The following is a 23,922-nucleotide window of genomic DNA, read 5'->3' as shown; positions in this document are numbered from 1 at the left end:
GGCTTTATCATAGCAGAAACAACATACCCTGTTGTTACATTCTATTCTTTTACTATAGATGAAAATACCATACAATATGAAGGAACAAAAGCAGGATGCCGAAGCTAATCAGCAAAAGGATCGGTCACCAAAACTGTATCTTCACGTTCAGGACTTGTTGACAAAAGAGCAACTGGAGCACCGATTAGCTCTTCAATATAACGTACGTACTTAACCGCGCGGGCAGGCAATTGCGCCCAACTACGCGCGCCCTTTGTTGTCTCGCTCCAGCCTTCTACAGTTTCATAAATGGGTTTTACACGCTTCTGTAACTCGCTACTGGCGGGTAAATAATCAATAAGCGCTCCATCCAATTCATAGGCTATACAAACTTTAATCTCATCCAATCCATCAAGCACATCAAGCTTTGTTAAAGCAATACCATGAATACCGCATACAGCGATCATCTGTCGAACCAACACGGCGTCAAACCAGCCACAACGGCGCTTGCGCCCTGTAACCACACCAAATTCATGACCCTTGGTGCCTAAAAACTCACCGATCTCATTCTCTTGTTCCGTAGGAAAGGGGCCCTCGCCCACACGCGTTGTATAGGCTTTTACAATGCCTAACACGTAATCAATTGCCTTTGGCCCAAGACCAGCCCCCGTCGCCGCCTGCCCTGCTACCGTGTTCGATGATGTCACATAGGGGTACGTTCCAAAATCATTGTCTAAAAGCGCCCCTTGCGCCCCCTCAAAAAGAATCCGCTTCCCATCGCGCCGCTTCTTGTCCAAAATACGCCACGTTTGAGCCATATATGGAAGAATCTCAGCAGCTACCGCCATTAATTCCTCATAAATTGTTTCTACGGCAATCTCTGGTACTCCCATCCCACGCCGCAAAGCGTTATGATGAGTCAAAAGCCTCTCAATCTTATCGGGCAAAGAAGCTGGAGAAGCTAAATCAATAACTCGGATAGCACGCCGGCCGACCTTGTCTTCATAAGCTGGACCAATACCACGCTTAGTTGTGCCAATCTTCAGATCTGCTGCTGCACTTTCACGCGCCGCATCTAAATCCCGATGCAAAGAAAGGATTAAAGGTGCATTTTCTGCAACACACAAAATCTCAGGCGTAATTTTCACCCCTTGCGCACGCAATTTTGCAAGCTCTTCAACAAAATGGTGTGGATCAACCACAACTCCATTGCCAATAACTGACATTTTTCCACGCACAAGTCCGGAAGGAAGAAGGGATAATTTATAACTCACCCCATTGATCACCAATGTATGGCCAGCATTATGCCCCCCTTGGTAGCGTACCACAACATCAGCGCGCTCCGACAGCCAATCAACGATTTTGCCTTTACCTTCATCGCCCCATTGTGCGCCAACCACCACTACATTAGCCATTCTCTTCTCCATTGGATATGCGACTAAACCCAGCCTACTGAAACAAACGGCATTTTATAGCCTAATCTCACCCAAAGCGCGAGCCCTGATTAAACATACAGCGCGCTTCCCCAAAGCTTATTGAACCGCTAAATAAATGCCCATAGCGGCCGCCCCGCAGGCAGCTACAATTAACACCGCCAAACGAATAAAGTTAGCACACATCTCGCTCTCCCATAAAACGCCATAATCAAAAGGCCAATACCTGCGACAAAAGCAAGTATCCTGCCTACAAACAACAATAGGATGACACAAAATGCTTCGTGCCATGCTCATTCCTAATGATCAACTCAAAATCGCTGTAAATTCCAGAGGCTGCGCCTGTACAATACCAGATACTTTGCGCAATTCCGCCAGAACCTCAGGCAAAATAGGTTCATCTAAATACAATAAAGCGATAGCATCGCCACCTGGCGCGTTGCGACCTAGGGCAAAATTAGCAATATTGACTCCATATTGCCCACAGATAGATCCAATCGTTCCTATAATGCCCGGTGTATCGCTATTGGTAATATAAAGCATATGCGCGCCCACCTCAGCATCAAGATTAATCCCTTTAATCTGAATAAAACGCGGCTTACCATCAGAAAAACACGTTCCAGAAATCGTCCGAACCCATTTAGATGTGGTCACTGTCAATTGAATATAGCCATCAAAAACACCAGATTTGTCTCGTTTAATTTCAGAAACCAAAATCCCGCGCTCTTTTATCATAAGAGGCGCTGAAACCATATTCACGTCTACTAATTGTGGTCGTATTAAACCTGCCAAGGCCGCGCTCATCAAAGCCCGACTATTCATTTGAGCAGTTGCACCATCAAAAAGCACCTCAATTGACTTAATATCATCGTCGGTACATTGGCCAATAAAACCACCCAAAACCTCTGCCAGTTTAATAAAGGGCTTCAAGCGTGGTGCTTCTTCTGCACTAATTGAGGGCATGTTAATCGCATTCGTCACAGCGCCGTGCAAAAGATAATCCGCCATCTGCTCTGCGACTTGAATTGCAACATTTTCCTGTGCCTCAACTGTCGAAGCTCCCAAATGCGGCGTACAAATCACATTTTCTAAAGCAAAAAGCACGTGATCAGGGGTGGGGGGCTCTATTTCAAACACATCAATCCCTGCCGCTGCTACCTTACCTGTTTTCAAAGCATCCAGCAAAGCCTGCTCAACAATCAAACCGCCGCGCGCACAATTGATAATACGCACACCGTCTTTCATTTTAGCTATAGCTTCTGCGTTAATAATATTGCGAGTTTTATCGGTAAGCGGCGTGTGAAGGCTAATAAAATCAGATCTGAGCAATAAACTGTCCAATTCCACCTTCTCAACTCCTAGTTCGCTAGCACGAGACTCGGACAGAAAAGGATCAAATGCTACAACTTTCATTTTAAGACCCAAGGCGCGGCTCGCAACAATCGCCCCAATATTGCCACAACCAATAATCCCCAAGGTTTTTCCGGTTAGTTCCACGCCCATAAAACGGCTTTTTTCCCATTTCCCGCTTTTGGTCGACCGGTCTGCTAAAGGCAATTCCCGCGCCAAAGCAAACAAAAGCGCAATGGCATGTTCCGCCGTAGTAATTGAATTACCAAAAGGCGTATTCATCACAATAATACCACGCTTAGAAGCGGCAGGAATATCCACATTATCCACGCCAATACCAGCTCGCCCCACCACCTTCAAACGATGAGCAGCCGCCAACAATTTTGGTGTTACCTTTGTAGAAGAGCGAATCGCTAAACCATCATATTGACCAATAACGTCCAAAAGCTTTTCCTTATCCTTGCCAAGCTCAGGAAGGTAATCGACATCAATCCCCCGATCTTTGAAAATTTGTACAGCAGTAGGTGATAATTTATCAGAAACAAGAACTCGCGGCGTCATAAGGCCTCCTTCATTAAAATTAGAATTGAGAGATTATCACAAAGTACATCCCTAAGAGCTTACCTTCATAAGCAGCGCTTTTTCCTCCTCAAAGGCCCAATCAAGCCATTGGGTTAAAAGCTCCACATCATCTGCTTCAATCGTTGCGCCAGTCCAAATACGCAAGCCCGCGGGGGCATCACGGTAAGCGCCAATATCATAAGCCACGCCTACTTCCTCAAGCCGCGTCCCGATAGCCTTGGCAAAAGCCGCTTGCGCATCACTGGAAAGCACCAAAACATCGGGATCAACGATCTTCAAACAAACCGATGTGTTCGAACGTGTCTCAGGTTGAACAGCCAAATGGGCAACCCAAGGACTTTTAGCAACGAACGCATCCAGAATAGCAAAATTTTTATCTGCACGTGCTTGCAACGCCGCCAGCCCACCTAAAGACTGCGCCCATTTCAAACTATCAATATAATCTTCCACACATAAAAGCGAAGGCGTATTAATAGTCTCACCTTTAAAAATGCCTTCAATCAATTTCCCACTTTTTGTTAAACGAAAAATTTTAGGTAGAGGCCAAGGTGGGGAATAAGTCTCCAAACGTTCCACAGCGCGGGGGCTCAGAATAAGAACCCCATGCGCCCCCTCACCTCCCAGTACTTTTTGCCAAGAAAATGTTACCACATCTAGTTTTTGAAAATTGAGATTTTGGGCAAAAACAGCAGATGTTGCATCGCAAATCGTTAGTCCCGCTCGCTCATGGGGGATAAAATCTGCATTCGGTACCCGTACACCTGATGTTGTTCCATTCCATGTGAAAACCACATCGCGGTTGAAGTCAATCTGACTTAAAGAGGGTAACTCTCCATAAGGCGCAGTGATAGAACGTACATCTGGTAATTTTAATTGCTTTTGGATATCAGCGGCCCAGCCAGCTCCAAAACTTTCCCATGCCAAAACATCAACGCCTCGGGCGCCCAAGAGAGACCATAAAGCCATCTCTACCGCACCCGTATCTGAAGCGGGTACCAAACCAATCCGATAATCAGCTGGCACCTCCAAAACCTCGCGCGTTAGGCAAATGGCCTCAACTAATTTAGCCTTACCAATTTTTGCCCGATGTGAACGCCCTAGAACTGCTTCAGATAATACCGAGGTTGACCAGCCAGGCCGCTTTGAACAAGGTCCAGAAGAAAAACAAGGATTATCAGGCCGTCGCTTTGGAGCTTCTAAAGAGCGCGATGCAGAAAGAGAAGATCCCTCGCCTATCTCGCCTCGCCCTTCTTCAGCTTTTTCATAACCAGCATCCCTAACCGGTGCCAAATCAGTATTAATCTCATCCATAGGATCACCTCTCTTACCTGGCCATTGTACAGCCCGTTTCATTCATAAAATTTGTCTAAATCAGCGCCGGCCCCTTGCAGCCGCCGACAATACTAGTTTGTCCATTACAATAATTTCCGCATAGCTTGATCTATTCTGAATAGACCCGATAGCTCGCTGCCCAATACGTGTATGTTCGGTTAAATTGTATGGGGTTTTAGAATATCCACCGATAACATCACGGGGCTGAATGGCTAAGTAGATCGGGAAGGACTGTTTGATAACATTAACTTGGTTTAAGCTTGGCGCATCCAATAAACAGGCGCTTTTCCTACTTCCCTGAAACCTAGCTCTTTCACTCCCCGGTAATACACATCGCCCAACGCCCCCGATAAAAGCGACATAATAATTGAAAACAGCACCCACCTTTACCGCGATCATCCCATGATGATCCACCGTTCTTCGGCCTGCTGCGTAGCTTACCATATCCTGAAGGGATAAACAGCCCGCTTGTTCTTTTTTCATGTCTCTATCCTTTCAGATAGCACGCCCCTCGGTGGGGAGAGGTGGCCCATTTATTTCAATAAAGGAAAATGCCTAAATGAGCAAGTCTACCTATACGGCTTTGTAAACAATCGCCCTACTATTGCCACACACATCTACCCGCCTATTTAAAGTATAGAAAATTTGCATTATTTTTATTTTCAAGGCTAGACAGAGCAAATTAAAATGCTATAACGCCAACGTTGATCCGTCAGCAATGCCCAGATAGCTCAGTTGGTAGAGCAGCGGACTGAAAATCCGCGTGTCCGTGGTTCGAATCCGCGTCTGGGCACCACATAATATGTTGATATGACTGCATTTTTTCATCACTTTGCTATTTATATTTTATAGGTTTGACACTTTAAAAAATAGGGTTTGACAATTTCATGGTGTTATTCAACCCTTTTCTTGTTCATTGCATGGCCTAATTTTATCACTGCCGCTTCCACCTTTTTGCTTTTATCAGCTGAACGCGAATAATGCCGCGCCATCTCAATAGTCTTCTGACCTAGCACATCAGCAATGGTTCTTTCATCCATACCAATCTCGGCAAGGATAGTTGCCACCGTATGACGCAACCCTTTTAATGTTAGACCCAAACCTATCACCCCTTCTTTCTCCAAACAACATTTAATCTTGCGCCATGAAGCGCGGAACCCTGATACTGTCCAAGGCTGACCTTTACTGTTGACGCAAAGCATCGTTGAAGCGCTTGCCATAGCCTTAGAGCTTTCAATCTCATGTGCAATAGCGGGCGGAATAGGCATCCATACCCCTACCCTAGTTTTACTGCGCCTTGTGTTGATTCTACCATCATCTAAAGCTGACTTTGGCAAAAGTAATGCGTCTTGAGGATCCAGCCCACAAAACATCATGAGCCAAATAGGCAAACGCATATGATCTGGTAAAGCAGCTAAAACTGCCTCACGCTCATGATCTTTCCATGGCCGATTAACATAGGGAGCGTTCTTTGAGCGTTTGAGAGCTTTGATGTCAGCCGCTGGATTGCTTTTAATAAGTCCACGCTCCTTGCCCCAGGCAAACACAATTGATAAAACAGTTTTTACATAATTACCGCTTCGTCGTCCATGCTTTTCGGCTATCCGATCACGTATCTTTACGACCAAGGGCGGGCTAAATTTAACCAAAACCACGTCAGCTATTCCTTCTAGATACTTAAAACAGCGCTCATAATCAAAACGCGTTCGTACCGCTAAATCTGTATAGGCAGGGTGTTGGCGATAAGCGGCAAAGCCAAATTTAGCTTTGAGATGGGCGGAGCACCTTCTATCATGGCAGAAACCAAGATTGTCTTGTCGCCACCATTTCGACCCTATATGCCCTCCACTTGGCGTGCGTTGAGCGTAAGTCACAAGCTTACCGCTGAAAGTGGCTATATCACAAGCGTTGAATGTGAGATCTTTGACGAAAACCAAGAGCGCATTGTCGATCATATCCAAGCAACCACACCCTCAAAGGATGATCTCATCGATGACAATGCACCTCCACAAAATACCGCTAATGATGATGTTATCCATGTGGATAAAGACTAAGTCACTTAGGATGATGGGCAATATCTTCTTCAATAAGCATTCGCACATAACGACTATAGGGAAGCCCTTTTTGCGCTGCTCTCCTTTTGACCTCTTGGAGGAGCTGCGCTGGTAATCGTATATTAAATGATGCTTGCTTACGAGCCATTTCAAAACGCATAGGCGTAAAATTTGATAGGTCATAATCGTTTAAATCAACGGTTGCGACAAAGGTTTCTGCTACATCATCTGTAGGCAAAGAAGGCATTGCTTTAAGCTTTTTGGGTGACATAGTGCTCAATCTCCTTTTGATGCATATAGCGTGCACTGATAGGTCGCAGTTTCGTGCCCTCTTGTGTCTCACGTATCATAAAAACTAAAAAAACGTAACGACCATCATTCGTTATGCCAATTGCTCGCATGCGTGGTTCATTTGGACAAGGGTCCTTCATTACAACTGGCGTTCCCAATAAAACTTGTTCTATCTCTACTTGAGAGACGCCATGCTTTCCACATTTTGGCCAATTGCCGCCATCCCAATCAAAATCAATAATCTTCATAAATCAAAAATATACAATTGTATATACAATTGCAAGAGCGCATTGCACTAAATTTGTAGGAGTAATCATGACCCGAAGGATTAGCAAAGAAGGGCTACACTGATCAAGCAATGGGAAGGGTTAAGGCGTGAAGCCTATTGCGATAGTGCGGGTGTGTGGACGATTGGCTATGGCCACACGGCGGCGGCAGGTGCTCCCTATCCCAAGCAAGGCATGGTATTGCGTGAACAAGAGGCGCAAGCCCTTTTGTTGCAAGATCTGCACCAATATGAGCAAGCCGTCGACGCCCTTGTCGAGGTGACCTTAAACGACAATCAATTTGGAGCGCTTGTCTCCTTTTGCTTTAATGTGGGGGTAGATGCATTTGAACGCTCAACCCTTCTCAAGAAGCTTAATCAAGGTGATTACACTTGTGTACCAAGTGAACTTGCCAAATGGGTGCAGGCAGGTGGTAAGCGTATTGTTGGCTTGGTCAATCGCCGCGCCGCTGAAGCTGGCCTTTGGGCGCGCGGTGACTTTGTGGTATCAAATTATCAAACACCACAAGTAAGCGAGAAGAGCGCCTTGTTAAAGGCTGGAACGATTGCGCCGCTTATTGGTTCTTTATCAGGGCTAAGTGGCTTTGTGAGTGGTTCTGGTCCTGTGCAATGGGCTTTTGCTCTCATCATGGTTTTAGCCGCAAGCGTGGGTGTTTTTGTCTTCCTTCACCATGAAAAAGAGAGACGGTTGTAGATTTGTGCTATGGTGCTTAATGAGATTTTTTCTCGTTAAGCTAGTCACAGTAAACTAGGCGTATTTGCAGATTTTTACCTATTCATGCTTAGTTAACAACGCAAATACAGACCTTAATTGAGGAGGGCATATGCCGTTTCCCTACCGCCTTGGGCTTTATGGTGCCCTAGTTCTTGCCGCTTTTATGAGCGGCTTTTTTTATGGCAAAAGCATAGCACGGGTAGATAGCTTAAAGAGTGCTGTTTCGGCCTTTCGTGAGAGGAGCAAAATCACCGATGAAGTTATTAACCTTTCTGATTTTGACCTCTGCCGTGTTCTTGGCGGGCTGCCAGATGAGTGCACCGCCCTTGTGCATGGGCTGGACGAGACCACCCCAAGTCAATAAGCCCGCACGCCTTGTTGCCGATGAACCAAAGCTTGCGCGTTGGGTACTTACCACTGATCTATTCGGCAAAAAACAACATTGTTGGAAATAGGTTACTCTTCACTAGCTTTTGTAAGGACTTCACTCATTTTTGCGCGCCAATCAGCCCCACATGTCTTAAAGTGAGCGATGACGTCAGGGGCGAGCCGCAAGGTTACAGCCTCCTTTGGTACACTTACCCGCGGCCGCCCACGCTTGCGTCTTTCCTCTTCCACACGTTGAAAAAAAGAAACAGGCAAAACCTCTTGGGCTAGTTTTAAATGCGCTAACTCCTCATCCGTTAATATAGTCAATTAAGCGCCCTGTCTCTGGCATATAAATCAGTCGACCAGCGAAGCCAGTTTCGTACGTGTAGTTATTCTTGAGTACGCGAAGCCTGCTGTGATTACGGCATTTAGATTCATTATCGCGTTCAAGTCCAATCACAAAATCAGAAAATTGAGGAATGATATCTGACCAAAGTAGATGCGATAAAGAGATTTCAAGGCCTTTTTCATGGGTTTTATCTCCATCTAAGATCTCCAAAAAAGAGGCCGAAAGAATCCCAATATTAAGTTCCATAGCTAAGTTCTTTAGAGTACTTATGACACGGGCTACCAAAAGGCGCTCATCCCTTTCCTTTGAACTGGAGATCAAATACTGCAAGTGATCAAGCACGATAAATTGAGATCCATAATGTATCGCCATATAGCGGATTTTTTCGACGATCGTATCAAGATCAGTAATGCCCAAATGTTCATAAAAACCAAGACGCCCCGTACGTACGGTCGCTTCAAACCCCTTGCTTTTTTCTTCTTCGCTAAGACTATTCCAAAGAAGGTCAGCTGGCTTATCAATAGCTAAGCCAATCATACGGCTTACTGTGCGTTCGATAGGCTCTTCAAGCATGAGCATACCTACCCTGTGACCTGATTTTAGGAAATGATAAGCACATTCGCGTAGTAAAGTGGATTTACCAATTCCAACTCCTGCCGTGAATATCCACAATTCACCAAGACGTATGCCTTTGGTCTTTTCCATTAAACCTTTATAAGGAAGCTCGAAGCTTTGGCGATCTTCCTTCCCATCTATTATGGCCTCTATTAATTCGGAGCCGCTTAAAACACTATTGCTACGATGAAGATAGGGAGAAGAAGTAACGCCCTTCTCATGCCCCTTTGTATAGCCAGGGTTACCCTTAGAATCCTTTGTATGGGGCATTAAAAGCCTTCCTTTCTTTTCGTTAGCAGGATTAAAGCTGATCACAGATATAGTTTCTGTCCCAAGTAGTGCAAATACAATAACCGTTATTTCATTAAAAAACGACCTTTAAATAGGTGAAAACGTTTTTTTGCTCAAGATAAATAACGTGCTAGAATATATGCCATACTTTATATGTATAAATAATATTTTACTCCTTATAGAGTCTTATACAAAAAATAAAAATTATCAATGTCTATAATCTATGCATACAAAAACTTTATTAGAAAAGCGTAAAATATCTACACAGTAAGAAGGATCCCCCATGCCCGAAAAACAGATACCCCCCGATTGGCTTTCATGGTTAGCCATGATGCTATCAACAGCGCTTGCTGGTATATTTGGTGCTTTTGTACGGCAATTGGCCAATCATGATAAATCGTGTTGGCAACGGGTTTGTGAATGGCTGGGCGGCGGTGTATTGGCGATTTATGCTTCACCCACCGTTTCCTATATGCTTTATCATCTCTTGCTAAAATTTGATATGGTGGGCGTTGATGATGGCCTCAGCCCTAATAATATTATGGGTTTAGCAGGGTTTATTTGTGGTGCTGTTGGTGTTTCCAGCATAGAGCTGTTGCTTAGCGTCTTGCGCTATTATTTTCACGTGGACAAAACTAGATAAGTCTATATTTTAGCTAGTTAAATTTTCTTGACATAAAAATATGCCTTGCGTTATTATCAACGTAATTTGTGAGTTCCTTTTTTAGGTTTTTTGATTTTAATAAAGCCCTAGTTTGCGCTAGGGCTTTATCTTTTGTGGAAGGCACATTATTCAATGGGCAATGCCAAAGAATAAGGCTAGACGTTGTTCAATTTCTATTATTGCCTTCGGATCAACGTGACCAAAAGGTGCGCCCAACTTGTTTCTTTGGATTGTCATAGTTTTATCAATCATGACTTGTGAGGCTTTTTTCAGACTGTTTTCTTTACTAGGGCGAATGGTAAAGCGCAATAATGGAGCATCGACAATAGTGCTTGTTAAAGGTAGAACCGTCACGCTGGAGTGGGACATAAATTGGTCTGCTTGTATAACTAAAGCGGGACGCGGCTTGCCAAAATCCCCTTGCAGACTTATGGTAACTAAATCACCGCGCTTCATTAGGCATGCCAACCTTCAATATCCATCACAGCCTGTTCCATAAAATCCCACAGAGAACGATCTTCCTTTTCTATTTCTGTTACAGTGCGGCATTGACGTCGACACTCTTCTACAAAGTCTTTTCGCCGCGTATCTGGTACCCAAATCTGTATCAGCCGCAATCCTGCTTTGCGCTTAGCGGCGCGGTATTTTTTTACGCGTTCGTTAGTGTGTATGGTAGCCATCTTAAACGCTTTCTATGTTACATGTCACAGATTACCAGAAAGTAGCATTACATGCAACATAGCCAATCATTTTTAATTAATAAAGCTTCCTTGATAATTACCATTTACAGCAAGCCGAACTGCCCGCAATGCAAGACCATTAATCGTGCGGTAAATGCACGCGCTATTCATCAGCGCGTCCTCGATATTAGCTAACACAAGGTAACCCAACCCGTTATTATAGTGAATAAGGCTAAGCATCGGTTAGGCTTTCGGCTTGATAAGAATGCTCGTTTATATTAGCTTACATATTAAGTTCATGCCGTGCGGCAGCAGCCAAGAAAGAAGAGCGAGTTAATCCCCTTTCTTTTGCGCTTGCATCAATTGCTTTCAATAAGCCTTTTTCTATAGAAATATTAGCCCGTACAACAGCCGTATCATTTTCAATATAAGGCACTTGAAGTAAAAACGCTCCTTCGGACAAGGCTTGTTTGATCTCATCTCTCTTCAATAGTTCGTCAAAGCAAGTCGCTGCTGGAGGGCTAGTAAAGTCTTCCAAAAAAAGTTGTAAGGCCTCTATAGCATTAGCTATCAGTTCTTCTTCCGTATCTGATGCAGAAAATACCCCCTGTAAATCAGGAAACTCAATGCCGAAAGAAGAGTCCTTATCTTTATATACGAGTGCATAATACCGTCTCATCATCGATCCTTTTATTCTATCCATCCTGCTTGCTTAGCAATAGAACGCGCTGTGCCAAGCGGCAGCTCTTTTTAGGATGTGGAACGATAACCGTTTTATCACCTTTTCTGAATTTATGATGTGAGCCTGTAACTTTTATAAGGTCAAAGCCATCCCTCTTTAACTTAGCAATAATCTTACGGCTATCTTTTTCCATTTTTGTACTCAGTGTGTATATATATACACAAAATATCAGTTTTCGGAAAAATGTCAAGATAAAGAAACGGCAAGCATTTAAGCACTTCCCCCCTATGGCTACGGGGGAAGCATTTTTACGTTTAAGCGACAAGCAAGCGCTCGTTAGGTGCTGAAAGGTGTAGTTCTTCCAGCTTCTTAACGTCTCTTGTGATCATGTCTCTTAGCGATTTAAAGAGGAAATAATGATTAAACCGCATTTTAGCCAATTCTTTATCGATCACATCTAGCCATAGAACTTCTTTTAGACGTTCTTCGACCTTTGAGAAGGATATCTCACGCCACATTCCCACGGCGCCTCTGTAGACCTGCTCAAGCAAATAGGCCTCTGCTTCTAGCCGATATAGCGCGGCTAGTTGTTGGGCGTGTTTGTCGATGCAGTCTCTGATGCGTAGTGGTATCTTTGTGCGGTCTTCTGGAAGGCGATAGACGGTATCATCTTCTTGCGTCAATTGTAGCTGTGGTTGATGTGCTTGTTCTAGTTCTAACCAACGGTCAACAATCTTTGCTCGTAACACTGTGCTGTAACCTGAAACGAGGATCAAGCATTCGCGCTTGGGTAAAAGGTATTCGGTTTGTTTGGTATTTTTATTGGTCGTATAAAGACGTGCAAAGAGAGACAAATCACGCTTTAATACTAAAAGCATACGTTCAATATCTTTTGCGACCCGATCATGACGCTTACAACATAGCTTGGCGATTTCGCGGCTTGAAAGAGTGAGTGTTGCAGGTGCAATAGAACTTACTTGTTGCCCATTTTTAGCCGCCTGCTTGGCAAGGCGTTCACATTCAATAAAATACCGTCTTGCTTCTTTGCCGCGTTCGTTTTTCTCAACCATGGAAAGCTCTTTCGCCATGTCGAGAGTGAGTGTGTATTCCTTAGAAGGACGACCGATTGAGACGGTTTCTAAATTTTTAGAAAACATTGATTGTCCTTCATCTTGGACTTTCGGTAAATTTTTACCGAAAGTAATAAAGTCGTGATTTTCTTGAAAACCATATTCGTTAATGCGGTTTTTAATCCAATTGCGGAAATCAGATTTAACTTCCAAAAAGGCATGTAATTCACGAGCATTCACCGTTTGTACAGTATCTTGCCCTATAGCTGTTTCGTTAATTATAATAAGATTGTTCATGATTGAACTCCTACATGTATTAAAGTTTTCTATGAGATACCCATAGGGGCGTCGGGTGCTAGAAAACACGGCATGTAGTCCGTCGTTACACTTTTCCCTTGCGGGTATTGTATGGCGTAACCACACCCGACATAAAGCACATGCATTGAAGCATAGCAATAAGTCGAATTGTTCGGAACGGTAAATAATTTCGGTTATTTGACCGCTACATGTTTAGTGTTTTCTAGGCACTTGCTCTCAACATAGCGGTTTTAGGATTTTTGTCAAGCGAGGCGATTTTCCCCATGCCCTACCTTTTGATTTTAGGCTTATTGTTATCTTAACAACAATAACTGCTAACATTCCCCCCTTAAACGGTTTAATGTGCTTGTTGGTATTCTTTCGCTAGTGCACCCTCTAAATGGCTTGTAGTAAGGAATTCCTCCTTTGATAAAATCATGTCTTTGACAGCGCGGCGCAACACGTGCTCGATATCAGCATAGGATAGTTCCTCAAACAGAGAGATTATTTTGGGATCGCCTGTATCAAACTTGCGGCGAACACCAGCCAACTTTAAAGCAAGTAACTGTTTGATCTGCTTAAGATCTGGTAGCTCAAAAATATCACAAGGCTTTGCACTAATGCAGTAGTCATCTGGAACTTGAAGACATACGCTATGAACGTCAACAACAGCAGAATGAAACCTGAGATAGCTTCATGGACTTCGTTCATAAAAACCTCCTAGCAGTTCCGCTCCTATACGCTTGAAACGACTGGCCTATGATTTCTCCTAATCTAACAGGAACTGCATTGCCTATAAGCGTACCAAGTGCACGCATGGTTATCTTGCGATCTGGAGGAAGAAATTTATAATCCTCAGAAAAGGTTTGTAAAAGCGCTGCCTCCCTTAAGGATAAAGCGCGATCTTGCTCTGGATGACCAAAACGCCCATTACCAAAGCCATAGGCTTGAGTTGTAATCGTGGGGCTAGGTTTATCCCATGCCATGCGTCCATAAACACTAGGAAAGCTTTTTCCCGTCTGCTTTTTATGGCATTGCGTTACAAGCTCTTGTGGCCAATCTCTCCAAGTCCCATTAGGTCTTGAATGGCGTATCCTTTGCATATTCAGAGGTGATAAGCGGCTTGCCGTGTGTAATGGATCATCCTTATCGGTCTCGCCCGCTTTTAATTTTGGCAAATGCCCAATTGCAGTTTTTACGGTCAGATAATCAGTCTTTTTGTGAGTGGCCGGAATAAGAGCTATAGAACCACCCTTTGAAGCAAGCAAGACTAAGCGCCTGCGTCTTTGCGGTATGCCATAGTCGGGGCAGAAAACAATCTGATATGTATATTGATACCCAGCCTTTGTTAACGCGCTTAGAAACTGAAGGAATATGGGCTGCTGCTCTAAATTGGGAACATTTTCCATCGTGACAAAGTTGGGGCTTGTTTCTTCAACCAAGCGAGAGAAATGGCGCAATAAGTCCCATTTGTCCGATTTATTTCTAGCCATGTTTGCATAAGAAGAAAACGGCTGACAAGGGGCGCAACCTGCTAAAAGCGTATATTGAGCGCCTGCAAAATGAGTTCGAACTTCTTGACCATTCACATCGGCTACATCTCGTAGGATAAAGGTTGCTTTATTATTAGCCCCATAGGCGTAAGCCGAGGCTTGATCAATATCATAGCCCGCACGGACATTAATTCCCGCCTGCTCAAGGCCACGAGTTAAACCGCCTGCACCACAAAAGAGATCTACCGCTACAATCATGCCATTTATCCTTTGTGCTTGCTTAGCGCACGCCCTACCTTTCGGTTTCGTATCGTTTGGGTTTGATTTTTTGGTTGGATTGGAATAAAATTCGTATGAGAGGACTGCCATTTTTTCGACAAACCTATTCCCGAACCCCCCAAAATCAATCCCGAACCTATTTTTTTATAAAGTAAAATCAAAGGGTTAAGGTGTGAAAGATGGATGATTCGAGTCCTGTCACGGATCAAACACGAATTGGGATTTACAGACGGTCCTTAACTTGGGTTGTTAATGCCTATCTCATCTCTGCTGGCTCGCTATTGCTGCTGGGAGGGCGAATGGGCGATGCCTTTGGGGCGCGGCATGTTTTCCAAATCGGCATAGCGATTTTTGCTGCATTTTCTTTGATGGCAACCTTTGCCGGAAATGCTTCTGTACTGATTATGAGCCGTGCTGGACAAGGCGTTGAGGAAGCCCTGGCTTCGACTACAGGGCTGGCAATGGTATCGTTGCTGTTTCCCTCTGGACCAGAGCGCGACAAAGCGTTTGGCATTTGGGCAGCGCTGGGCGGTCTGGGTTCGATTGCCGGCGTCTTACTGTCCGGCGTACTGACTCAGTATTTATCGTGGCGCTGGGTGTTTGGTATGAACGTACCTATTGTCGTATTCATGCTTATGGCTATCAAGATTATGATTCCTAAGTTCACCAATCACCGTGCCGTTCCTCTGGACCTGGGGAATCCACTGGTTCTGGTAGCTGCCGTCACCGCGATTGTTATAACCGTGATGGGTTCTGGTATTGAGCATCTACCCAAACAGCGCATGGCACTCTTCGCGGCGGGCCTATTTGGCATCGCCCTGGTTCTGCGCCGTTGCAAGCGTTCGGAATACGGTATTATCCCCGCACGCCTGATTACACGTTCCCCCCGTCTAGCCGGCTACGCCATCATGGCTATTCTGGCAGCGACGTCCGGCGCCCTGTTCTATCTGGGAGTATTATTGCTGCAAGACTGCCTTGGGCTAAACCCGATGCAAACTGGCCTGGCGTGGCTGCCTTTCTGCCTTGGCTTCTTCCCCGGCATCTTCCTTTCGCAGCTTACACTCCAGCGCTGGAACCCACCGGTAGTAGCTTTTTTCGGCCTGACAATTTCGGGACTCGGTTTCATATTATTCGCCTTTAGCGTACCACTGCATAGTTACTGGCTGGGAACCCTTCCCGCTATGCTCGTCACCTCTATCGGCTTTGGTTGCGTCTTACCAATCGCCCAATCATTAGCCACTAGCTGTCTTAGCGAGACAGACGCCGGGGCTGGCTCCGGCATCACCACAACTATCAAGCAATTGTTCCAAGTGTTTGGCGTTACCATGCTGACTGCCGCAGCTCTGGCTGTCTCAGACAGCAGCGGAATTCTAACCATCACGGTCAGGGGTTTTGTGGCCGCCTTCGCCCTATCAGCGCTGTCAATGATCGCTGGCGCTTTACTGATTTTGGCCTGGCGCAATGACTTTGACTATTGAGTCGACCCCATCAACCCCGCGCGCATAAGGTTCCATTATGCATCAGAACTACCTGCTCCCCTCTTTAAAAGGGCCATTTACGATGCTTTCCAGCACAGCAGTTCTAAAGAAAAAGTGGATCGGTGCGATGCTTGACCAGACGGGGCGCGCCTATTCTGGCGCGTTGCGGTTAGATTTTAGCGCGCAGTGTTCTCGGGCTAAAGTATTCGATGCTGTGGCTCAGCGCTTGGCGCGACACCTATTCTAGCGGCTGGATTTGAGATTAAAGGGGAACAACTAGTTGGGCTAGCCCCTAAAGAACAGATATTGCACCAAGCATTACATGCCCAGTTAAGCAAGATGCACTCCAGAATCACCGACCAGGACTTCTTAGCTTATCGAGTCAAGCAGGCCACTGAGCCCGGACTACGCATCGCATCGGTATTAGACGGAGCAGGCCTGCATGTCTGATTGGTTTCTGGATTTATACTTGTGATGGAACATCTATTCACTTGTTGCTGAAGGATATATCTGAATATTATTCAGGGAAGCCGCCGATATCTTGCAATGCTTGGAACACCTATTGCCGGATGCAGTCCCTATCGGAGCCGCCTATAAACACAGAACAACAGCTTGGGTTCTACCCGGAAACGGAATCCTATGGACTTGATGCCTTACGAACCAGAGGCGGTAGCAGTCTAGGGCCTGTGCAAAGCCTAAAATTTACCTCCGCTATACCACGCAGAAGGGTCTTAGACTATGCTAAAACTCGGCGTGTAACGCCATTTGTGCTGCTGTTGACCATTTACCAGATGGCGATCAGTGCTGTAAGTGGTGCTACCACTGTAGTGACCGGTGTCCCCTTCGCTAATCGCTTAGAAGCCACGACCTAGACGTTGGTGGGACCGTTGTCTAATACCATCCCTATCAGCACCCTACATGGACCCGAAGAGCCATTAACAGTGGTGATAAAACGTGTCCAGCGGGCGGCAGTCAATGCAATGGGTCATCAGAACATGGAGCCGGCCCCCTTACTTAAAGGCGCATCCGCATGCGCCACCGGTTTCAAAGAGCCATTTCCACAACTGTTCAATGCTTGGAACTCATGCAGCAAAGGGTATCGCATGGTTCTAGGCGATAACCAGTGGATGAACATGCGACTATTGCCGAACGATACCTATCGTGTAGCTTTCGAAACCACTTTGGATGAGCAATCCGAGTATATTTCGGGGCGGATCGACATGGACGCCATCTATAGCAGGTATGCAGGGCAGGTCATCGAACATATCACCCGAGATTTGCAAGCTATATAAACACCGTGACAATGGCGGAATTTTACTCGTTCCTGTTGACAAAGTGACTCGCTAAATTAGCTAAAGTATGATTCAAATCCGTCTTTTAGAAGGCATTAATCTTAGCGATCAGGATTGGCGTAAACTAACATGGCGGCATACCTACCTATATCAAAAAGTTAGCAAAACTTTTAAAGGCAAACATGCGAACATCACAGAGCGTGTTAAGCGTTAAAAGAAGCAGACAGGGGGTTATTGTTACGACCCGTAATGCTCAAAATACTTTTGACCAAGTGGTCTTTGCAACACATGCGGATCAAGCCTTAGCCTTATTAGTCAAACCTAGTGAGCGAAAACAGACCCTATTGAGCCAATTTAAATATGTTGCAGTCGAAAACGTAGCACATCAAGATACAGCGGCAATAGCGCAAAAAAATTGAACGAATATTGCGTATTTACCTCGCTAAACAACAAAATGAATTTACCTGTTCGAGCACACTGACTCGCATAGTCAAAAACCTTGAACAACCCGCTACTATCAGCAATATCCGGGATCTTTTCGTAAGTTTCGACCCAAAAATACCAATAAATCCGAAGCTTATTTTGGCGCGAAAACAGTGGAAACTGCCCAAACTCAGACTTAGAGACATAGCGCTCCGATTACAATTTCGTCAAATACAAGGACACGGCGGCCTCTGGTATTATGGAATGGATACCAGCTTTAGCGGAAACGAAGGAGCTATAACCTCCGCATTAGTCATCGCAGAACGGCTTGACGCTGCTTACCCATTCGGTCATAATAAACTAGCACGTCTTCAATTTAACACCGTCCAAGATCTGATGGGCGTTTATACAAAGACACGTTGGGCACGAAAAAAATCGATACCAGTCTGGTACATATGGCAAAATATTTTGGAATGGATTAACGTATAGCGCATGTTTTTGCCAGAGATTATCTGGTATGAAAGGAGCACGTTATGATAATTTTTTTACTAACCAAACTCAGATAATTACCTCAGAAAATATAATATATAGTCATGTTTGACATGCAAGTAGAACTATTGCCTATGATTTCTGACGCACATACGGTATTGAACAATTGCTGTTGGCTGGCAGATTTTACAATAGAGCAGCAATTAAATATGGTTTTTATCGAGCATGATAAAATAGAATCTTCATTCCCTCGTTTAAAAGCACTCGCTGCGCATGCATAACTACTAACCACATAGCAATTTAATCTTTGTAAAGCGCGTAAATTTAACACGTTAATGGACCAAAAAACCAATAATCCTATGCAATGGGTTTTGGCAAGTGTAGAAACACATATTGCAATAATGCAGTCTGCCCTTGCTCTAGAGATGGAAGATGGCCAAGTATTTATCCTCGCCGATACGACATCCTCGCGTAATCCATACGACAAAGAAAAAGCTTTTGATCGCTTAAAAAAGCATAAAGCAGAGCAGATTACGCGCGAGATGCTCTTTTTTGAAGTTTTACGCGATTCTGAATCGCGAAGATTATTTTCCACTCTCATTAAAGCTTTTAGATGGAATATTTAAAATACTTATACTAAATAAATGCGTAAAGCTAAATAGACTTAGGCCTACTGAACTTTGAATAGGAGATAACCATTGGTTCTGAAAGCACATCGTTCCCCACAGTGGCGCAGGCTCAATACTATTGGTATACTCCTTGTTATATTTGTCGATAGTTTGGGTACTGCGTTAATTTTACCGCTACTCCCCAACCTTTTATCAGTCGATCTCCATAGCAGTCTAATAAGCCAGAGAAATTTTTCTCCAAGCATGCTCACCTTCTTATACAGCATAATCTTAACAGCATATGCCGCTGCTATGGTCATTGGAGCTCCTTTACTTGGACAACTATCCGATAAAATAGGCCGTAAACCTGCGCTTATACGGGCTGTTTTGGGAACCTTGATTGGTTATATCATTTGCGTCTTAGCGATTATGCTACGATCAGTTGAACTATTTATACTAGGGCGGATTATCACTGGTGCTTTCGCAGGAAGTATTCCTATTGCGCAGGCACGACTTATTGATGCTTGGCATGAATCAATAAGAAGTGTTAGTATCATCATGTTTTTCGTCACTGCAGGTTTTATGTTGGGGCCAATAATAGCGGGTGTGGTCTATAAGATTGCAGTATTAACTGGGCTGTCTATAAGCTTACAGCTCGCAAGCCCTCTAATCGTTGCAGGGGCCCTTTCTATGTTGTCGCTTTTGTTCACTATAAATTTGCCAACTGATACCCCCGCCAAACCGACGCAGAAAGCTGGCTTGCTGAGAGTTATCACGGCAGCATTAGCTGGCTTTAGCTCACGCGGACCTCGCGCTATGCTGGCAGCGATTTTCTTTTTCCAAATTGGCTGGAATCTCTTCTACCAATATCTGCCGTGGTTAATGGTAGCGACCTCACGGTCACAAGATTTTATAATAATTACTATGACTATTCTTGGTATTGGTATGTGTATTTCTTTCTGTTACCTAGCAACTCTCTTACAAAAATACGTGACTAAATATCAAGTCCTCTCAACAGCTTCAATCCTTCTTGGAATTTTTTCCCTATGCCTCCCCTTTATCTTAGCAGGAAAAATCCCCCTCTTTTTGCTTACACAACTTCTAGCTGCGCTTCTATATGGTTGTGGGTATACAAGTTTAGTTGCGGCAGCAGTACAGCGAGAGAATACGCAGCATATTGGCAGGCTTTTAGGAACCATTGCAGCTATCGCTGCTCTAACAGCAATGCTCACAGCCCTAGGAGGAGGCGCGTTAGCAAATACTGGAACAATATGGATAGGCACAAGTAGCGCTTTATGCTTTTTTATTTGTTTTTTTATAAGTATTAAACAAAAATAATTTATCTTAATGAATCATTATTATATATCAATCACACAACAACATATAATATATACATAACCATATTCTATTATGAACGACACACTATTAAATTCATGCTATAAATTATAATTTTAAATAAACATCAAACGTACATAAATAAGGAAAAATATACTGACAATACGTTAACTATTTTAATTTTATACAATATAATGCAGGAATTACATGCCGATTGAAAAAATTATAGCTCATCAAGTGACAAAAACCATAGGGGGCAAGCTTGTACTCAATAATATTAATCTAAGTGCGGCAAACGCACAATGCATCGGAATAGTCGGTGAAAATGGTGCTGGAAAATCTACCTTATTACGCCTATTAGCAGGGCTTACTACGCCCGATAGTGGTACAGTTATGATTCCTAAAAACATAGGCTTCTTACAGCAAACATCTGCCTATCCCCCAACCTATTCGCTGCAAACAGTTATTGATGATGCTTTAGCAGAAGCTCGTGCAGCCGCTCTACAACTTGAACAATTGAGTATAGCAATTTCCCAAGGAGATGGTGACGCTACCCTATTCACAGAATATAGTCAATGCTTAGAATGGGCCGAATATTGTGACTTATGGAATGCCGACCGCCGCGCTGAAGATGTCTTGCGTGGGTTCCAATTAGACCACATAGCGCACACACGCAGAGTAGATGCTCTATCAGGCGGCCAAGTAGCACGCTTAAGTCTTGCCGCTTTGCTTATTCGTCAACCAGCCGCTTTGCTGCTTGATGAACCCACTAACCATCTTGATGACGAAGCAATAGAATTCCTTGAAGCGTGGCTCAAAAATTTTCGAGGGCCGCTCGTCTTAGCCTCACATGATCGCGTATTTCTTGATACTATTTGTACGCATATTATTGATTTAGACCCTGGGCGACAAGGAGCCATGCATTATACTGGTAATTATTCGTCCTATCTGGAAATTAAACAACGCGAACGCTTCTCTTGGGAGCAGCAATTTAGAGCTGAGCAAAAGCAACTCAAGGAACTGCAGCAAGCAGTTAGTATTAAAGCACGCACGCTCTCACATAGTAAGACACGTAAAGACAATAATAAATTGAGTTACAATAGCGCGGGGGAGCGCATCCAAAAACAGATTGCGCGACGTGTACAAAATGCACAATTGCGTTTAGATACACTAAGAAATAACCAAGTCAAAAAGCCACCAGCTTCAGTAAAATTCTCTGCGCCTTTAACCATGCCTTTTGACCAAAGTAAGATTATCCTTTCTTTGAAGGATGTTCATATGAAAGACCGCCTCCTTATCGAAGAATACCACATTTTAGCTAACGAAAAATGGCTTATTCTTGGTAGCAATGGCGCAGGCAAATCTAGCTTATTACACTTGCTAGCCGGGTTAGCGACACCCGATAATGGCACAGCATATAAGGCCCCGAATCTTTGCTGCAAATTACTGAAGCAAGAGACGCGTTTTAGAAATTTGCAGCTAACACCGCGCCGGCTTTATGCGCAATATGCGCCCAGCGATGCCCCTCCCCTTCAAGAACTTGGCTTACTCCCAAGTCAAGCTTGGGACATCCCTATAGGTAAATTATCGTTAGGCCAACAAAAACGCTTAGCTTTAGCCATGATTATTAGCAAGCCCCCACATGTACTCCTCTTAGATGAACCTACCAATCATATTGCATTGAGCTTAGTACAGGAGTTAGAAGAGGCATTCCACACAAGCGCGGGAGCAATTATCATTGCCTCGCACGATCGCTGGCTACGCCGCCGTTGGCAAGGCAAAAGGTTAACTTTAGAACAAGGTAAAATTAGCTAAGCCTGCTTCAGTTGACTGGCCCCGCACTTACTTTATTGCTTAGCGGTACAAAAATAATAAAGATTTCTCTATCACCTACAATATGTCTAAAATCCAAGTATGGCACTGTCCACTAGCTGAGATTGATCAAAAAATATATCCCCACTACCTAACTTACTTAGCCCATATGAGCGCGAACGCTTTATGAAATTCAAGACAAGTGCACATCAGCAAGAATATCTCGTAGGGCGAACGCTACTGCGTACTATTTTATCGCAACTAGGACCTCTTGCTAAGCAGGAATGGCAATTTGTGCGCAATGCATATGGCCGTCCTGAGATCGCAGCAGAACAACAGTGGGCTATACCGGGATTAAATTTTAATATTTCTCACAGTGACGCCTTGATTGTTTTGGCCATAGGCTACTATGTGTGCATTGGCATAGATGTAGAGGCTATAACACGAAGTGTGAATGTCGAAGAACTTGCTTATCGTTGTTTTACGTTCACAGAGGCAAGTTTTATTTGCGATGCGACCGAGTGAAGTCGCCTAGAACGCTTTTATACCTTTTTGACCTTGAAAGAAGCCTATAGTAAAGCTTGCGGGCTTTGGCTATCATTACCTTTTGACAGCTTTTCTTTCGACCTCAATCCAGCCAAGCCTATGCCGACCTTATGGCTGAGTGGGAAGAACAAGCCTTTAATGATGCTTATTACGGCACCTATGCACAACAGCACCGCTTAAGCGCGGCTGATGCTTTGTGAGGCGTCATGAAAGAAACCCTAATCTATATCACTGAATGCCTAGGCTTTATGACTTTAATCGCGGCCGTATTGTTTATCTGGGTCATTACTTAATCATAGCGCAAGGAATATATCATGACTGACTTAAGCCCAAAATACCGCCTACTGAAAGATGAGAGCATCATCGTAAACGGCCGTACCCTCTACCGTATTCAAGCCTTACGCGACTTTGGCGATTCATTGACGCGGTGGAGCGGCGCAAAGAGACACCTGCGGCGGCTAAGAATTTTTTAAAAGCGTTTAGAGGCGTATTTAATTGGGCTATTGATCATGGTTTTATTGAAGAAAACCCCACGCTCGCTATCAAAACGCCTGCCCTTACCAATAAGGAAGGGTTTGCCATATGGTTAGAAGACGACATAGACAAATACTACCAGCGCTGGCCACTGGGTACGCATGAACGGGTATGGATTGATGTGTTGCTATACACTGGTCTGCGCCGTGGTGACGCAGTGCGGATTGGTTGGAAAAATGTCAAAGATGGTGTCATTCACTTAAAGACAGAAAAAAGCAAATTCCAAACGGATGTCTTTTTACATATTTTACCCGAGCTAGAAGCTACCCTTAAAGCGGGAACAATTGGCAATGATACTTTTATTTGCGGTAAAGAGGGTAGAGCGCTTACCAAGGAAAGTTTTGGCAATTTGTTTCGGGAAGCATGTAACGAGGCGGGAATTAAAAAGTCTGCTCATGGATTGCGCAAATTAGCGGCGACTCGGGCGGCAAATTCAGGAGCAACTGTTGCACAATTGAAAGCCATTTTTGGATGGACTAATGACAAGATGGCGTCGCATTATACCCAAAGCGCCGATCGGCGGCGACTCGCTCTTGAAGCGATAGAAAAAATACAAAAAAGGTAAGGGGATGACATCAAAAAAACATAACAAAA

Annotated in this window: 28 protein-coding genes, 1 tRNA gene and 6 pseudogenes; 17 read left to right on the top strand and 18 right to left on the bottom strand. The window is 44.3% G+C overall.

Annotated elements, in window-relative coordinates:
* Nucleotides 1-104: 104 nt before the first annotated feature.
* The 5 genes from ACK28X_RS11410 to ACK28X_RS11390 form a co-directional block, all read right to left on the bottom strand.
* Nucleotides 105-1,394 carry an adenylosuccinate synthase gene (locus ACK28X_RS11410; protein ID WP_412059057.1) on the bottom strand — a complete coding sequence of 430 codons (1,290 nt, stop codon included), beginning with the start codon at nucleotides 1,392-1,394 and terminating at the stop codon, nucleotides 105-107.
* 117 nt (nucleotides 1,395-1,511) lie between these two features.
* Entirely contained in the window at nucleotides 1,512-1,703 is a 192-nt protein-coding gene (locus ACK28X_RS11405) for a hypothetical protein (protein ID WP_412059056.1), read from the bottom strand.
* Between the two features lie 15 nt (nucleotides 1,704-1,718).
* Nucleotides 1,719-3,323, bottom strand: a complete 1,605-nt coding sequence (gene serA / locus ACK28X_RS11400; RefSeq protein WP_412059055.1) for a phosphoglycerate dehydrogenase — start codon at nucleotides 3,321-3,323, stop codon at nucleotides 1,719-1,721.
* A gap of 51 nt (nucleotides 3,324-3,374) precedes the next feature.
* The gene (locus tag ACK28X_RS11395) at nucleotides 3,375-4,655 is read right to left on the bottom strand and encodes a phosphoserine transaminase (protein WP_412059054.1); all 1,281 of its coding nucleotides are present in this window, start codon (nucleotides 4,653-4,655) and stop codon (nucleotides 3,375-3,377) included.
* A 60-nt stretch (nucleotides 4,656-4,715) separates the two neighbouring features.
* Entirely contained in the window at nucleotides 4,716-5,159 is a 444-nt protein-coding gene (locus ACK28X_RS11390; RefSeq protein WP_412059053.1) for a hypothetical protein, read from the bottom strand.
* Between the two features lie 237 nt (nucleotides 5,160-5,396).
* On the opposite strand from ACK28X_RS11390, the gene ACK28X_RS11385 reads away from it, so the two are divergent.
* Nucleotides 5,397-5,472 (top strand) — tRNA-Phe (locus tag ACK28X_RS11385).
* A 97-nt stretch (nucleotides 5,473-5,569) separates the two neighbouring features.
* On the opposite strand, the gene ACK28X_RS11380 is transcribed toward ACK28X_RS11385, so the two are convergent.
* Nucleotides 5,570-6,331 carry a tyrosine-type recombinase/integrase gene (locus ACK28X_RS11380; protein ID WP_412059052.1) on the bottom strand — a complete coding sequence of 254 codons (762 nt, stop codon included), beginning with the start codon at nucleotides 6,329-6,331 and terminating at the stop codon, nucleotides 5,570-5,572.
* A gap of 81 nt (nucleotides 6,332-6,412) precedes the next feature.
* On the opposite strand from ACK28X_RS11380, the gene ACK28X_RS11375 reads away from it, so the two are divergent.
* Complete coding sequence (locus ACK28X_RS11375) at nucleotides 6,413-6,730, top strand: hypothetical protein (protein WP_412059051.1); 318 nt, start codon at nucleotides 6,413-6,415, stop codon at nucleotides 6,728-6,730.
* A 1-nt stretch (nucleotide 6,731) separates the two neighbouring features.
* Here ACK28X_RS11375 and ACK28X_RS11370 read toward each other — a convergent pair whose 3' ends face one another.
* Together ACK28X_RS11370 and ACK28X_RS11365 are read right to left on the bottom strand one after the other, a co-directional pair.
* A complete protein-coding gene (locus ACK28X_RS11370) occupies nucleotides 6,732-7,001 on the bottom strand; it encodes a CopG family antitoxin (RefSeq protein WP_412059050.1) in 270 nt (89 codons plus the stop codon).
* Complete coding sequence (locus tag ACK28X_RS11365) at nucleotides 6,982-7,269, bottom strand: BrnT family toxin (RefSeq protein ID WP_412059049.1); 288 nt, start codon at nucleotides 7,267-7,269, stop codon at nucleotides 6,982-6,984. The genes ACK28X_RS11370 and ACK28X_RS11365 overlap by 20 nt, the downstream gene beginning before the upstream one ends.
* Nucleotides 7,270-7,336: 67 nt before the next feature.
* Here ACK28X_RS11365 and ACK28X_RS11360 point away from each other — a divergent pair.
* Both ACK28X_RS11360 and ACK28X_RS11355 read left to right on the top strand, forming a co-directional pair.
* Nucleotides 7,337-8,001: pseudogene (locus ACK28X_RS11360) on the top strand (lysozyme).
* Nucleotides 8,002-8,131: 130 nt separating this feature from the next.
* Nucleotides 8,132-8,386, top strand: coding sequence for a hypothetical protein (locus ACK28X_RS11355; protein WP_412059048.1), 255 nt, complete (start codon nucleotides 8,132-8,134; stop codon nucleotides 8,384-8,386).
* Between the two features lie 92 nt (nucleotides 8,387-8,478).
* Here ACK28X_RS11355 and ACK28X_RS11350 read toward each other — a convergent pair whose 3' ends face one another.
* Both ACK28X_RS11350 and ACK28X_RS11345 read right to left on the bottom strand, forming a co-directional pair.
* Nucleotides 8,479-8,718, bottom strand: coding sequence for a BrnA antitoxin family protein (locus ACK28X_RS11350; RefSeq protein WP_412059047.1), 240 nt, complete (start codon nucleotides 8,716-8,718; stop codon nucleotides 8,479-8,481).
* Nucleotides 8,699-9,625 carry a DnaB-like helicase C-terminal domain-containing protein gene (locus ACK28X_RS11345; protein ID WP_412059046.1) on the bottom strand — a complete coding sequence of 309 codons (927 nt, stop codon included), beginning with the start codon at nucleotides 9,623-9,625 and terminating at the stop codon, nucleotides 8,699-8,701. Before ACK28X_RS11345 ends, ACK28X_RS11350 begins: the two co-directional genes overlap by 20 nt.
* A 304-nt stretch (nucleotides 9,626-9,929) precedes the next feature.
* Here ACK28X_RS11345 and ACK28X_RS11340 point away from each other — a divergent pair, with 304 nt between their 5' ends.
* A complete protein-coding gene (locus ACK28X_RS11340; protein ID WP_412059045.1) occupies nucleotides 9,930-10,289 on the top strand; it encodes a hypothetical protein in 360 nt (119 codons plus the stop codon).
* Nucleotides 10,290-10,439: 150 nt separating this feature from the next.
* Here ACK28X_RS11340 and ACK28X_RS11335 read toward each other — a convergent pair whose 3' ends face one another.
* From ACK28X_RS11335 to ACK28X_RS11300, 8 genes and pseudogenes are all read right to left on the bottom strand, one after another.
* Complete coding sequence (locus ACK28X_RS11335; RefSeq protein ID WP_412059044.1) at nucleotides 10,440-10,766, bottom strand: type II toxin-antitoxin system PemK/MazF family toxin; 327 nt, start codon at nucleotides 10,764-10,766, stop codon at nucleotides 10,440-10,442.
* Entirely contained in the window at nucleotides 10,766-10,990 is a 225-nt protein-coding gene (locus ACK28X_RS11330; protein ID WP_412059043.1) for an antitoxin MazE family protein, read from the bottom strand. The genes ACK28X_RS11335 and ACK28X_RS11330 overlap by 1 nt, the downstream gene beginning before the upstream one ends.
* Before the next feature lie 283 nt (nucleotides 10,991-11,273).
* Nucleotides 11,274-11,669 (bottom strand): type II toxin-antitoxin system HicB family antitoxin, encoded by a 396-nt coding sequence (locus ACK28X_RS11325; protein ID WP_412059139.1) that lies wholly within the window; start codon nucleotides 11,667-11,669, stop codon nucleotides 11,274-11,276.
* Between the two features lie 11 nt (nucleotides 11,670-11,680).
* A pseudogene (locus ACK28X_RS11320) lies at nucleotides 11,681-11,865 on the bottom strand (type II toxin-antitoxin system HicA family toxin).
* 121 nt (nucleotides 11,866-11,986) lie between these two features.
* A pseudogene (locus ACK28X_RS11315) lies at nucleotides 11,987-12,604 on the bottom strand (Rha family transcriptional regulator); the annotation flags it as partial.
* A gap of 69 nt (nucleotides 12,605-12,673) precedes the next feature.
* A pseudogene (locus ACK28X_RS11310) lies at nucleotides 12,674-13,039 on the bottom strand (antA/AntB antirepressor family protein); the annotation flags it as partial.
* A gap of 358 nt (nucleotides 13,040-13,397) precedes the next feature.
* Nucleotides 13,398-13,589 (bottom strand): hypothetical protein, encoded by a 192-nt coding sequence (locus ACK28X_RS11305; RefSeq protein ID WP_412059042.1) that lies wholly within the window; start codon nucleotides 13,587-13,589, stop codon nucleotides 13,398-13,400.
* A gap of 157 nt (nucleotides 13,590-13,746) precedes the next feature.
* On the bottom strand, nucleotides 13,747-14,790 hold the full coding sequence (locus ACK28X_RS11300) for a DNA cytosine methyltransferase (protein WP_412059041.1): 1,044 nt from the start codon (nucleotides 14,788-14,790) through the stop codon (nucleotides 13,747-13,749).
* 200 nt (nucleotides 14,791-14,990) lie between these two features.
* On the opposite strand from ACK28X_RS11300, the gene ACK28X_RS11295 reads away from it, so the two are divergent.
* The 12 genes and pseudogenes from ACK28X_RS11295 to ACK28X_RS11240 all read left to right on the top strand — a co-directional run.
* Nucleotides 14,991-16,289 carry an MFS transporter gene (locus ACK28X_RS11295; protein ID WP_412059040.1) on the top strand — a complete coding sequence of 433 codons (1,299 nt, stop codon included), beginning with the start codon at nucleotides 14,991-14,993 and terminating at the stop codon, nucleotides 16,287-16,289.
* A gap of 37 nt (nucleotides 16,290-16,326) precedes the next feature.
* On the top strand, nucleotides 16,327-16,536 hold the full coding sequence (locus ACK28X_RS11290; RefSeq protein WP_412059039.1) for a hypothetical protein: 210 nt from the start codon (nucleotides 16,327-16,329) through the stop codon (nucleotides 16,534-16,536).
* 322 nt (nucleotides 16,537-16,858) lie between these two features.
* The gene (locus ACK28X_RS11285) at nucleotides 16,859-17,161 is read left to right on the top strand and encodes a hypothetical protein (RefSeq protein ID WP_412059038.1); all 303 of its coding nucleotides are present in this window, start codon (nucleotides 16,859-16,861) and stop codon (nucleotides 17,159-17,161) included.
* Between the two features lie 69 nt (nucleotides 17,162-17,230).
* Nucleotides 17,231-17,581: a hypothetical protein gene (locus tag ACK28X_RS11280; RefSeq protein ID WP_412059037.1), complete on the top strand. Its 351-nt coding sequence runs from the start codon at nucleotides 17,231-17,233 to the stop codon at nucleotides 17,579-17,581.
* A gap of 137 nt (nucleotides 17,582-17,718) precedes the next feature.
* Nucleotides 17,719-18,000, top strand: a complete 282-nt coding sequence (locus tag ACK28X_RS11275; protein WP_412059138.1) for an FAD-dependent oxidoreductase — start codon at nucleotides 17,719-17,721, stop codon at nucleotides 17,998-18,000.
* A gap of 828 nt (nucleotides 18,001-18,828) precedes the next feature.
* Nucleotides 18,829-19,119, top strand: coding sequence for an isochorismatase family protein (locus ACK28X_RS11270; RefSeq protein ID WP_412059036.1), 291 nt, complete (start codon nucleotides 18,829-18,831; stop codon nucleotides 19,117-19,119).
* A gap of 72 nt (nucleotides 19,120-19,191) precedes the next feature.
* Entirely contained in the window at nucleotides 19,192-20,439 is a 1,248-nt protein-coding gene (locus ACK28X_RS11265) for an MFS transporter (RefSeq protein WP_412059035.1), read from the top strand.
* Nucleotides 20,440-20,643: 204 nt separating this feature from the next.
* A complete protein-coding gene (locus ACK28X_RS11260) occupies nucleotides 20,644-22,251 on the top strand; it encodes an ABC-F family ATP-binding cassette domain-containing protein (RefSeq protein ID WP_412059034.1) in 1,608 nt (535 codons plus the stop codon).
* 135 nt (nucleotides 22,252-22,386) lie between these two features.
* Nucleotides 22,387-22,773, top strand: coding sequence for a 4'-phosphopantetheinyl transferase family protein (locus ACK28X_RS11255; RefSeq protein ID WP_412059137.1), 387 nt, complete (start codon nucleotides 22,387-22,389; stop codon nucleotides 22,771-22,773).
* A gap of 27 nt (nucleotides 22,774-22,800) precedes the next feature.
* Nucleotides 22,801-22,848: pseudogene (locus ACK28X_RS11250) on the top strand (hypothetical protein); the annotation flags it as partial.
* 260 nt (nucleotides 22,849-23,108) lie between these two features.
* Nucleotides 23,109-23,267: a hypothetical protein gene (locus ACK28X_RS11245; RefSeq protein WP_412059033.1), complete on the top strand. Its 159-nt coding sequence runs from the start codon at nucleotides 23,109-23,111 to the stop codon at nucleotides 23,265-23,267.
* Nucleotides 23,219-23,893: pseudogene (locus ACK28X_RS11240) on the top strand (tyrosine-type recombinase/integrase); the annotation flags it as partial. The gene ACK28X_RS11245 and the pseudogene ACK28X_RS11240, both read left to right, overlap by 49 nt.
* Nucleotides 23,894-23,922 lie beyond the last annotated feature (29 nt).

Origin of the sequence: Bartonella sp. DGB2, assembly GCF_046843095.1 — a bacterium.
In the GTDB taxonomy this organism is placed as follows: domain Bacteria; phylum Pseudomonadota; class Alphaproteobacteria; order Rhizobiales; family Rhizobiaceae; genus Bartonella.
This window is presented reverse-complemented; position numbering and strand designations above follow the sequence as displayed.

Bases quoted from the DNA above. Each gene is read 5' to 3' on its own strand.
- ACK28X_RS11340 (WP_412059045.1), top strand. From the start codon at position 9,930: ATGCCCGAAAAACAGATACCCCCCGATTGGCTTTCATGGTTAGCCATG.
- ACK28X_RS11325 (WP_412059139.1), bottom strand. From the start codon at position 11,669: ATGAGACGGTATTATGCACTCGTATATAAAGATAAGGACTCTTCTTTC.
- ACK28X_RS11410 (WP_412059057.1), bottom strand. From the start codon at position 1,394: ATGGCTAATGTAGTGGTGGTTGGCGCACAATGGGGCGATGAAGGTAAA.
- ACK28X_RS11300 (WP_412059041.1), bottom strand. From the start codon at position 14,790: ATGATTGTAGCGGTAGATCTCTTTTGTGGTGCAGGCGGTTTAACTCGT.
- ACK28X_RS11285 (WP_412059038.1), top strand. From the start codon at position 16,859: ATGCAGTCCCTATCGGAGCCGCCTATAAACACAGAACAACAGCTTGGG.
- ACK28X_RS11295 (WP_412059040.1), top strand. From the start codon at position 14,991: ATGGATGATTCGAGTCCTGTCACGGATCAAACACGAATTGGGATTTAC.
- ACK28X_RS11365 (WP_412059049.1), bottom strand. From the start codon at position 7,269: ATGAAGATTATTGATTTTGATTGGGATGGCGGCAATTGGCCAAAATGT.
- ACK28X_RS11395 (WP_412059054.1), bottom strand. From the start codon at position 4,655: ATGGATGAGATTAATACTGATTTGGCACCGGTTAGGGATGCTGGTTAT.
- ACK28X_RS11335 (WP_412059044.1), bottom strand. From the start codon at position 10,766: ATGAAGCGCGGTGATTTAGTTACCATAAGTCTGCAAGGGGATTTTGGC.
- ACK28X_RS11405 (WP_412059056.1), bottom strand. From the start codon at position 1,703: ATGGCACGAAGCATTTTGTGTCATCCTATTGTTGTTTGTAGGCAGGAT.
- ACK28X_RS11290 (WP_412059039.1), top strand. From the start codon at position 16,327: ATGCATCAGAACTACCTGCTCCCCTCTTTAAAAGGGCCATTTACGATG.
- serA (WP_412059055.1), bottom strand. From the start codon at position 3,323: ATGACGCCGCGAGTTCTTGTTTCTGATAAATTATCACCTACTGCTGTA.
- ACK28X_RS11260 (WP_412059034.1), top strand. From the start codon at position 20,644: ATGCCGATTGAAAAAATTATAGCTCATCAAGTGACAAAAACCATAGGG.
- ACK28X_RS11245 (WP_412059033.1), top strand. From the start codon at position 23,109: ATGACTGACTTAAGCCCAAAATACCGCCTACTGAAAGATGAGAGCATC.
- ACK28X_RS11355 (WP_412059048.1), top strand. From the start codon at position 8,132: ATGCCGTTTCCCTACCGCCTTGGGCTTTATGGTGCCCTAGTTCTTGCC.
- ACK28X_RS11390 (WP_412059053.1), bottom strand. From the start codon at position 5,159: ATGAAAAAAGAACAAGCGGGCTGTTTATCCCTTCAGGATATGGTAAGC.
- ACK28X_RS11370 (WP_412059050.1), bottom strand. From the start codon at position 7,001: ATGTCACCCAAAAAGCTTAAAGCAATGCCTTCTTTGCCTACAGATGAT.
- ACK28X_RS11330 (WP_412059043.1), bottom strand. From the start codon at position 10,990: ATGGCTACCATACACACTAACGAACGCGTAAAAAAATACCGCGCCGCT.
- ACK28X_RS11345 (WP_412059046.1), bottom strand. From the start codon at position 9,625: ATGCCCCATACAAAGGATTCTAAGGGTAACCCTGGCTATACAAAGGGG.
- ACK28X_RS11270 (WP_412059036.1), top strand. From the start codon at position 18,829: ATGGACCAAAAAACCAATAATCCTATGCAATGGGTTTTGGCAAGTGTA.